The following is an 8,420-nucleotide window of genomic DNA, read 5'->3' on the forward strand; positions in this document are numbered from 1 at the left end:
CAGCGTAGTAGAGCCCACTCAACCACTGCGTCTTGCTCGACAATCTAAAGACAATTGAGAGGCTAGGACTTTTGTCTCAGCCTCTTTACTGATACGATTTTATTACTAGCTAAGAATTAAAGTTTCTTTAAGCATATTCTTTTATTGTGAAATTATCAAATAATACTTCCATTATGGGAATAGAAGGATGAATGATGAATATTCTTAAATTTATACGACCTGAAAAGCCATTAAAAGAGCTCAAATGGTATGATATCGCTATTGTGACTGCGATCATGTTTGGGCAGTTTATTGTCTGGTCTACAGAACTCTTCCTTGCCAGTCTTCAACCAGTTGCTCAAACGGTGACCAGTGTCGCAGAAACGACAACTGAAACAGCCAGAGAAGGAACTGCCTATTCGAGTAACTTTACTTTACAGCTGATGCTTTTAGCCCTAGCAGTAGGTTACTTGCTTCTGCGGAGTTTTGACTTCAAGCAACTACCGATCCGTTTTAAGTGGTCGACCTTGCTCTGGGTTCCCTTTCTTTTTGCCATCGTTGGTTTCATTGGGGACATTGTAACGACAGTAAGTGGAGAGTATGATTACTTTAACATTACCCTACTCCCATATATCAATCCCATACAGATTATCCACAAGTTCCTAGCGCTTAGTCCCATGGCCATTGCCTATGGTTTACTCAATGGATTCTATGAAGAATTTTTCTTTCTGGGACTAATGACTTCTGTCAATGATAAGTACAAGTGGTGGGCGCTGGCTTATTCGACTTTGATACGGGTTTCCTTCCATACCTACCAGGGCTTGCTCTGGGCAGTGGTAATTGGAGTTGTCTATGGACTCTTTTATTACGTTATGTATAAGAAGGTGGTAAAAAACCTCTTGCCTTTCTTCCTCATGCATGCCTTGGCCGATATGTTTGGATCTAGCTTGCTCTATCTCTTGATTAACTGGGGGAGTTAATAAAATCCTTGAAAAACTGGACGTTTTGTCCAGTTTTTTATCTGCTTTGAAACTCCTGAATGATGGGAAAATCCCTGTAGAAAAGGCGCAAAGATGGTATAATAGAACTATCATTTTACAGGAATCCTAACATTATGAAATTAGTCTATACAGATATTCGAACCCCTTTAACCCAGGTCTTGGTGGATGAGGCCAATCGATTGGTTGAAGAAGGGAAGCGGGTCTTTTATATCGCGCCCAACTCTCTATCTTTTGAGAAGGAGCGCAAAGTCTTGCAACTCCTAGATCAGAAGGCTTCTTTTGCCATCACCATTACGCGCTTTGCTCAGATGGCACGCTATTTTACACTTAATGAAAGCCACCAGCAGCAGTCGCTCGATGATATCGGTCTCGGCATGCTCTTTTTTAAGGTGCTTTCTCAAATGCCGGATGAAGAGCTCAAGGTTTATGCCCGTCTTAAGAAGGATCCCCAGTTTATCCAACAATTGATCCAGCTCTTTCATGAGTTGCAGACAGCCCAGATGACAGCATCCGACTTGGATGCCTTGCCAGATCAGGAGAAGAGAGAAGACTTGGTCCATATCTTGAAGGCTGTTCAAGACCAGTTAGTTGCAGGTTCTTTTGAGTCTGAGTCTAAGTTGGCTAGTTTTGCCTCTCATCTTATCAAGGGAGATTTGGATGAGGAGTTAAAGGATTTGGCCTTAGTGATTGATGGCTTTACCCGTTTCTCAGCCGAGGAGGACTACCTGGTTCATTTACTGCACGACAAGGGCGTAGAGATCATTATTGGGGCATACGCCAGTGAGAAAGCCTATCGCTCGACCTTTCGTGAAGGAAACCTCTACCAGGCCAGTGTGGACTTCCTGCTAGACTTGGCTAGGACCTACCAGGTCACGCCAAGCTATGTCGGTCAAGGAAAAGAGGATGCCTTTAGTCGTATAACGCGGATCTTGGAAGCTCGTTATGACTTTACAGAGGTAGAAGGTGAGCTGTCTGATCAAGACAGAGAAGCAGTAGAGATTTGGACCTGTAACCATCAAAAGGAAGAACTTGAGGCTGTAGCCCGCTCCATTCGTCAGCACCTGTATGAGGGCGCTCGTTACAAAGATATTCGAGTCCTCTTGGGGGATGTGGATGCTTATCAGCTCCAGCTCAAGACCATCTTTGACCAGTACCAGATTCCCTTTTATCTTGGAAAGAGTGAGTCCATGTCCCAGCATCCCCTGGTCCAATGGGTGGAATCCTTGGACCGTCTTCGTCGCTATCGGTTTTTGACCGAGGATGTGGTCAATCTCTTGAAGACGGGGCTCTATGGGACGCTAACACGAGAGGACATTGACCATTTCGAACAATATGTTCGCTTTGCGGAGATCAAGGGCCTGGCTGCCTTTTCTCGTGACTTTACAGCCAACCACCAGGACAAATTTGATCTAGAGCGTCTCAACCAGATTCGCCAGCAAGTCATCAATCCCCTGCAGGATTTTTACAAGACCAAGAGCCAGACCAGCCAGGGCCTAGTGAAAAAGTTTGCCCAGTTTTGTCAAGATGCCCAGTTGGCGCAAAACATGCAACAGTTAGCCAGTCGTGGCTCTGAACAGGAAATGGAACGCTATGACCAGGTCTGGAAGTCCTTTAGCCATGTGCTAGAACAATTTGCCCAGGTCTTTGATCAAATCAAGGTGACCTTAGATGATTTTCTTAGCCTTCTCTTGTCAGGGATCTTGTTGGCAAGTTATCGAACGGTCCCAGCGACTGTGGATGTAGTGACAGTCCAGTCCTATGATTTGATTGAGCCCTTATCAGCTCCTTATGTCTATGCCATTGGCTTGACCCAGGAGCGTTTCCCTAAGATTGCCAAGGACCAATCCTTGCTGACGGATGAGGAGCGTCAGGTCCTGAACCGAGCTTCAGACCAACAGGCTAATCTCCAAATTGCCAGTCAGGACAACTTACGGAAGAATCGCTTCGTCGCCCTATCTCTCTTCAATGCGGCCACCAAACAGCTGGTCTTGTCCAGCCCTATTCTTGTCAATGAGGTGGACGATAAGATGTCCTCTTACTTGCTTGAGCTGACCAAGGCACCGCTTGCTCTACCCGTCATTGAGAAGAAGGCAAGGGCCTCTAGTGAAGATATGGGGTCTTACCAGGCCCTCTTAGCTCGACTGATTGAATTGCACCAGGGAGAAATTGACCAGGAGTTGAGCAAGGAAGAAGCGACCTTCTGGGCAGTTGCCATTCGCGTTCTTCGGAAGAAATTGGCTTCAGAAGGCTTGCATATCCCACAAATCAGCCACAGCTTGACGACCAAGGTCTTAGAGGATGAGACGCTGGAAGTCCTTTATCCAAAAGGGCAGGCTCTGTCTTTATCTGCCTCAGCTCTCAACACCTACTACCAAAACCAATACAGCTATTATCTCCACTATGTCCTAGGTTTGCAGGAGGAGTGGCACTTGCGCCCAGACGCGAGAAGCCATGGGAATTTCTTGCACCGTATTTTTGAACGGGTGCTGAAAGATCCTTCAGAAGGGGATTTTGATGAGCGTTTGACCAAGGCCATTCGCGAAACCAGCCAGGAGACAGAGTTTGCTCTCCTTTATCAGGAGAATGCTATGGCCGCTTTTTCAAAAGAATTGCTCCTGGATACAGCTCGGGCGACTGGTCGTGTCCTCGCTCACAATGACAGTATTGAAACCATTGGAGAAGAAGCTCTCTTCGGCCGAGAAGATCGTCCCTTCTTAACCTTAGAAGATGGTCGTCCGCTCTTGGTCAAGGGCAAGGTCGATCGGATTGATCGGCTGTCTGACACAGGGGCCTTGGGAGTGGTGGACTACAAGTCCAGTGAGACCAAGTTTAACTTTGAGAAGTTCTATAATGGCCTCAACTCCCAGCTGCCAACCTATCTGTCTGCTATCAAAGACTTTCAGGTTTTTGATCCTGACAAGGGAATTTTCGGCGCCATGTACTTGCAGATGACGGATCCTTTGGTGCCTCTCAAGGATACCAAGGCGGTCGAAGATGCTGTCCAAGCCGTCCTAAAATCCCAGCAGTATAAGGGGCTCTTCTTGGCAGACCAAGCCAGTCAATTAGGGGAGAGCTATGAGAAAAACAAGGCCATGTTGCTGAGTCAAGAGGAGCTAGATCTGCTCTTACTCTACAATGCCCATCTCTATCAACAAGCAACCCAGGGCATCTTATCGGGTGACTTTGCTATCAACCCTTATACTGAAAATGGTCGAAGCATTGCTCCATATGTAGAACAATACAAATCGATTACGGGATTTGAAGCCAATCTCCACTTGGGACAAGCCCGTTTCTTGGAGAAACTGGATCCAAGACAGTACGAGAAACGCCCAGTTGGTGACAAGCTCCGCCAGGCCTGGATAGAAAAAATGAAGGAGGAATTGAATCAATGAAACCAATTGAATTTTTAAGTCCCGTTCAGATTCAAGACCTCAAAATCCAGGAGGCCCAGTCTAACAAGGAACAAAAACGGACCCCTGAGCAGATAGAAGCCATCTATTCGTCAGGGACCAATATCCTGGTCTCGGCTTCGGCTGGTTCTGGGAAGACCTTCGTCATGGTTCAACGGATCCTGGATCAGTTGCATCGGGGGATTTCTATCCAGCAATTGTTCATCTCGACCTTTACCGTCAAGGCAGCGACTGAGCTCAAGGAACGCTTAGAAAAAGAGTTAGAGAAGAGCCTCAAGTCTACCAAGGATGAGGAGCTCAAGCACCACTTGGCCCAACAAATCGCAGAATTACCAACTAGTGATATCGGAACCATGGATGCCTTCACGCAGCGACTGGTCTCCAAATACGGCTATTTATTGGGCCTCTCGCCGACCTTCCGCATCCTTCAAAGTGCAAGCGAGCAGTCCTTACTCAAGAATGACTGTTTTGAACAGGTCTTTGAACCCTTTTATGAGGAGCAAGGGCCTGACCGCCTCTTTAGTCGTCTAGTTAAGAACTTTACAGGAAAGGGCAAGTCGCTAGCAGGCTTTAAGGACCAAGTTTACGCCCTAGTAGACTTCCTGCAATCCACTGCGGATCCTCTCACCTGGTTGGAGGAGTCCTTTCTCAAAGGTTATCGGGATCTGGACTATGATGAAGCCTTGAACCAGTTAGCCCAAGAGGTAAAAGAGCAACTCTTTGAATTGGAATCTTTCTTTGCCTTCCATCTGGCCAATGAAGGACAAGCCTTTTCAGGAGCCAAGTACCAAGAAAATGTCACCGCTATTCAAGACTTGATTGCTAGTCTCAATGAGAAATCTAGTCAGGAAGCGATTTTTGAGGTCTTGGAGCGGGTGGTCTTGATCTCCCGTGCCAGTGGAGGACGAAGCCTGACCATCACGACACGAAAGGAAGACCTGAAAGAGTTAGCTACTACCTTTAATGACGAACGTAAAGAACGCATCGAAGCCTTGCGGGCAGCAGCTTCCCAGCACTACCAATTGACCTATCAGATTCGCTTCAAGGATGAGCCCTTGCCTTTGCTAGTCTTGCTCAGGGACTTTGTCCAAGCTTTCTCGATTGCATATTTGGAGCGCAAGAAGCAGGAAAATGCCTTTGAATTTGGCGACATCAGCCATTTTGCCATCCAGATTCTAGAAGAATTTCCTCAAATCCGCAAGCTCTATCAGGAGCGCTACCACGAGGTCATGGTCGATGAGTACCAGGATACCAACCATACTCAAGAGCGGATGTTGGAGCTCTTGTCCAATGGACACAACCGCTTCATGGTGGGAGATATTAAGCAGTCTATCTACCGCTTCCGTCAGGCGGATCCCCAGATTTTTAATGACAAGTTTAAGGCCTACCAAGAAGAAGGGGCAGATGGCAAGTTGATTCTGCTCAAGGAGAATTTCCGAAGCCATGTAGAGGTTTTAGAAGCGACCAACCATGTCTTTGAACGCCTCATGGATGAGGAAGTTGGAGAAATTCTCTATGACCAGAGCCATCGCTTGATTGCAGGCAATCCAGAGAAGAAAGAGCCGACACCGGCCTATGAGACAGAGTTCCTGCTCTATGATGGCAGTCAGGAAGCGGATGAAACAGGTGAAGAAGAGCAAGAAGGGGATAGTCTATCCTCAGGTGAAGTCCTTTTGGTCATCAAGGAGATCATCCGACTCCACAACGAAGAGGGGGTACCTTTCAAGGATATGACGCTTTTAACGGCTTCTCGGACCCGTAACGACAAGGTTCTTTCAGCCTTTGAAGCCTATCAGATTCCTATCGTTGCGGACGGGGGAGAGGAAAACTACCTCCAGTCTGTTGAGGTCATGGTCCTCTTGGATACCCTCCGCACCATTAACAATCCCTTACAGGACTATCCTTTGGTGGCCCTCATGAAATCAGCCATGTTTGAATTTGACGAGGACCAGTTGGCCCGTTTAGCCTTACAGAGAGGTGAAGGCAAAAAAGCAGAAAATCTCTATGAGAAACTGCAACTTGCCTTAGACCAGACTGGAAGTGCTCCTCAGTTGATCGATGCGAGCTTAAAAGAGAAACTCACTCGCTTTATGGAGACACTGGATGCCTGGCGTGACTATGCCCAGACGCACTCCCTTTACGATCTGCTTTGGAAGATTTACCAAGATCGCCACTATTATGATTATGTAGGTGCCTTACCAAATGGTGCCCAACGGCAGGCCAATCTCTATGCCTTGACCCTTCGGGCAAATGACTTCGAAAGCTCTAGCTTCAAGGGGTTGCCTCGCTTTATTTCCATGATTGATAAGATTTTGGAAAATCAGCACGACTTGGCCAATGTGGCCCAGGCAGTTCCTAAGGATGCTGTCCAGCTTATGACCATTCATAAGAGCAAAGGACTTGAGTTCCCCTATGTCTTTATCCTCAACACCGATAAAAAGTTTGTCGGCAAGGAACTGTCTACCAATGCTGTCATCAGTCGGAAAAACGGAGTCGGCATCAAGTATGTGGCTAGTCTTCCCGTTGAAAATGACCAGCCTGGCCTCCCAGAAGATATTCGATTGGTCATTGAGACTCTGCCTTACCAGCGAAATGTCGAGGAAATTCGTCTGGCAGCCTTGTCGGAGCAGATGCGCCTCCTCTATGTCGCTATGACCCGTGCAGAGTGCAAGCTCTACTTGGTCGGTAAGGGGCGGCAGGATAAGTTGGAAGAGAGAAAATGGGGAGCCAGTGTCAATGGACGCTTGAGCCCAGCTCTTCGCAAGGAGATCAATTGTTTCCAAGACTGGCTCTACGCTATTCAGGCGGTCTTTGCCCAGCAACACTTGGCCTATCAGACTCGCTTTGTGACCGACCAAGACTTGACGCCGGAGCAAATCGGTCACTTAGAGTTGAAGACGTCTCTCCCAGTCGATGACCTCAAGGACAACCGCCAATCAGAAGAGATTCGTCGTGCCCTGGATGTCTTAGAATCTGTGGACCGGATCAATACCCAGTACCAAGCTGCTATCCAACTCCCAAGTGTGCGGACACCGAGTCAAATTAAAAAATTCTATGAACCCATCCAAGATATGGAAGGAGTGGACCTCATGGAAAAAGCGGATGTCCCATTACCAAGCTTTGACTTTCCAAACTTCGGCAAGGAAGAAGCTGTAACAGGGGCAGCAGTCGGTAGTGCCCTACACGAACTGATGCAACGGATTCCATTGACGATGATGCCAACGATGGATAGCCTAGCAATGGTTCTCAAAGAGGTCAATGCCAGCCCAGCAGTCAAGGAGCGGATCGACCTCAAGAAGGTCTTGGCCTTCTTCCAGACTGACTTGGGCCAACTCTTGCTCAAGGAGGCAGACAAGGTCCATCGTGAAGCCCCATTTGCCATGCTCAAGACGGATCCAACTAGTGGACAGGACTTTGTGGTCCGGGGGATCTTAGACGGCTACCTGCTTCTGGAAGATCGGATCCTTCTCTTTGACTACAAGACAGATCGTTACCGCAACCCTCAGGACATGCTAGATCGCTACCAAGCCCAACTGGAACTCTACGCAGAAGCCCTCCGTCGCTCCTATGGTGTAGACTGCATCGAATCGTATTTGATCCTACTAGGAGGAGAGCAATTGCAAGTCGTTTCTCTAGCAGATAAAAAGGAACAATCATGACCCCTATCGAACGAATCCAAGAGATGGAAGGCCATCTCAACGCCTACCAAGGCTTAATCGAAGAGCTTGAAGCCTGTTTGCAACGAGTGGAAGCTGGCCAGTCTCGCTATATCGCCCTTCGCGATTACTACACTAGCCAGGTCTACATGGAGGATGTCGAACTGTCCAATCAACCAGACTTTCCTGAAGAGGTCTACTGTGGCGTCTTATCGGAAGATGCCGTCTACGATTTGTTGGACGAGCACTACCAAAAGGCAGTGGAAATGCTAGACCTTGCGACTAAGATGTTAAAAGAACGATAAGAACACAAAAAGAGAGTGGGACAGAAATCGGTAATTCGTTAGAATTCGATTTCGTCGTCCCACCTCCGC

Annotated in this window: 4 protein-coding genes; all 4 read left to right on the plus strand. The window is 47.6% G+C overall.

All coding sequences use genetic code 11. The features are described 5' to 3' along the window. Nucleotides 1-194: 194 nt before the first annotated feature. The 4 genes from ADH49_RS04240 (at nt 195) to ADH49_RS04255 (ending at nt 8,351) form a co-directional block, all read left to right on the plus strand. Complete coding sequence (locus tag ADH49_RS04240) at nt 195-959, plus strand: CPBP family intramembrane glutamic endopeptidase (RefSeq protein WP_048690064.1); 765 nt, start codon at nt 195-197, stop codon at nt 957-959. A 134-nt stretch (nt 960-1,093) separates the two neighbouring features. Beyond that, entirely contained in the window at nt 1,094-4,372 is a 3,279-nt protein-coding gene (gene rexB / locus ADH49_RS04245; protein WP_048690054.1) for an ATP-dependent nuclease subunit B, read from the plus strand. Beyond that, complete coding sequence (addA, locus tag ADH49_RS04250; protein WP_048690057.1) at nt 4,369-8,049, plus strand: helicase-exonuclease AddAB subunit AddA; 3,681 nt, start codon at nt 4,369-4,371, stop codon at nt 8,047-8,049. The genes rexB and addA overlap by 4 nt, the downstream gene beginning before the upstream one ends. Beyond that, nucleotides 8,046-8,351: a DUF4298 domain-containing protein gene (locus ADH49_RS04255; protein ID WP_048690060.1), complete on the plus strand. Its 306-nt coding sequence runs from the start codon at nt 8,046-8,048 to the stop codon at nt 8,349-8,351. The genes addA and ADH49_RS04255 overlap by 4 nt, the downstream gene beginning before the upstream one ends. Nucleotides 8,352-8,420: the final 69 nt, after the last annotated feature.

The organism is Streptococcus sp. 400_SSPC (assembly GCF_001072745.1).
Taxonomy (GTDB): Bacteria; Bacillota; Bacilli; order Lactobacillales; family Streptococcaceae; genus Streptococcus; species Streptococcus xiaochunlingii.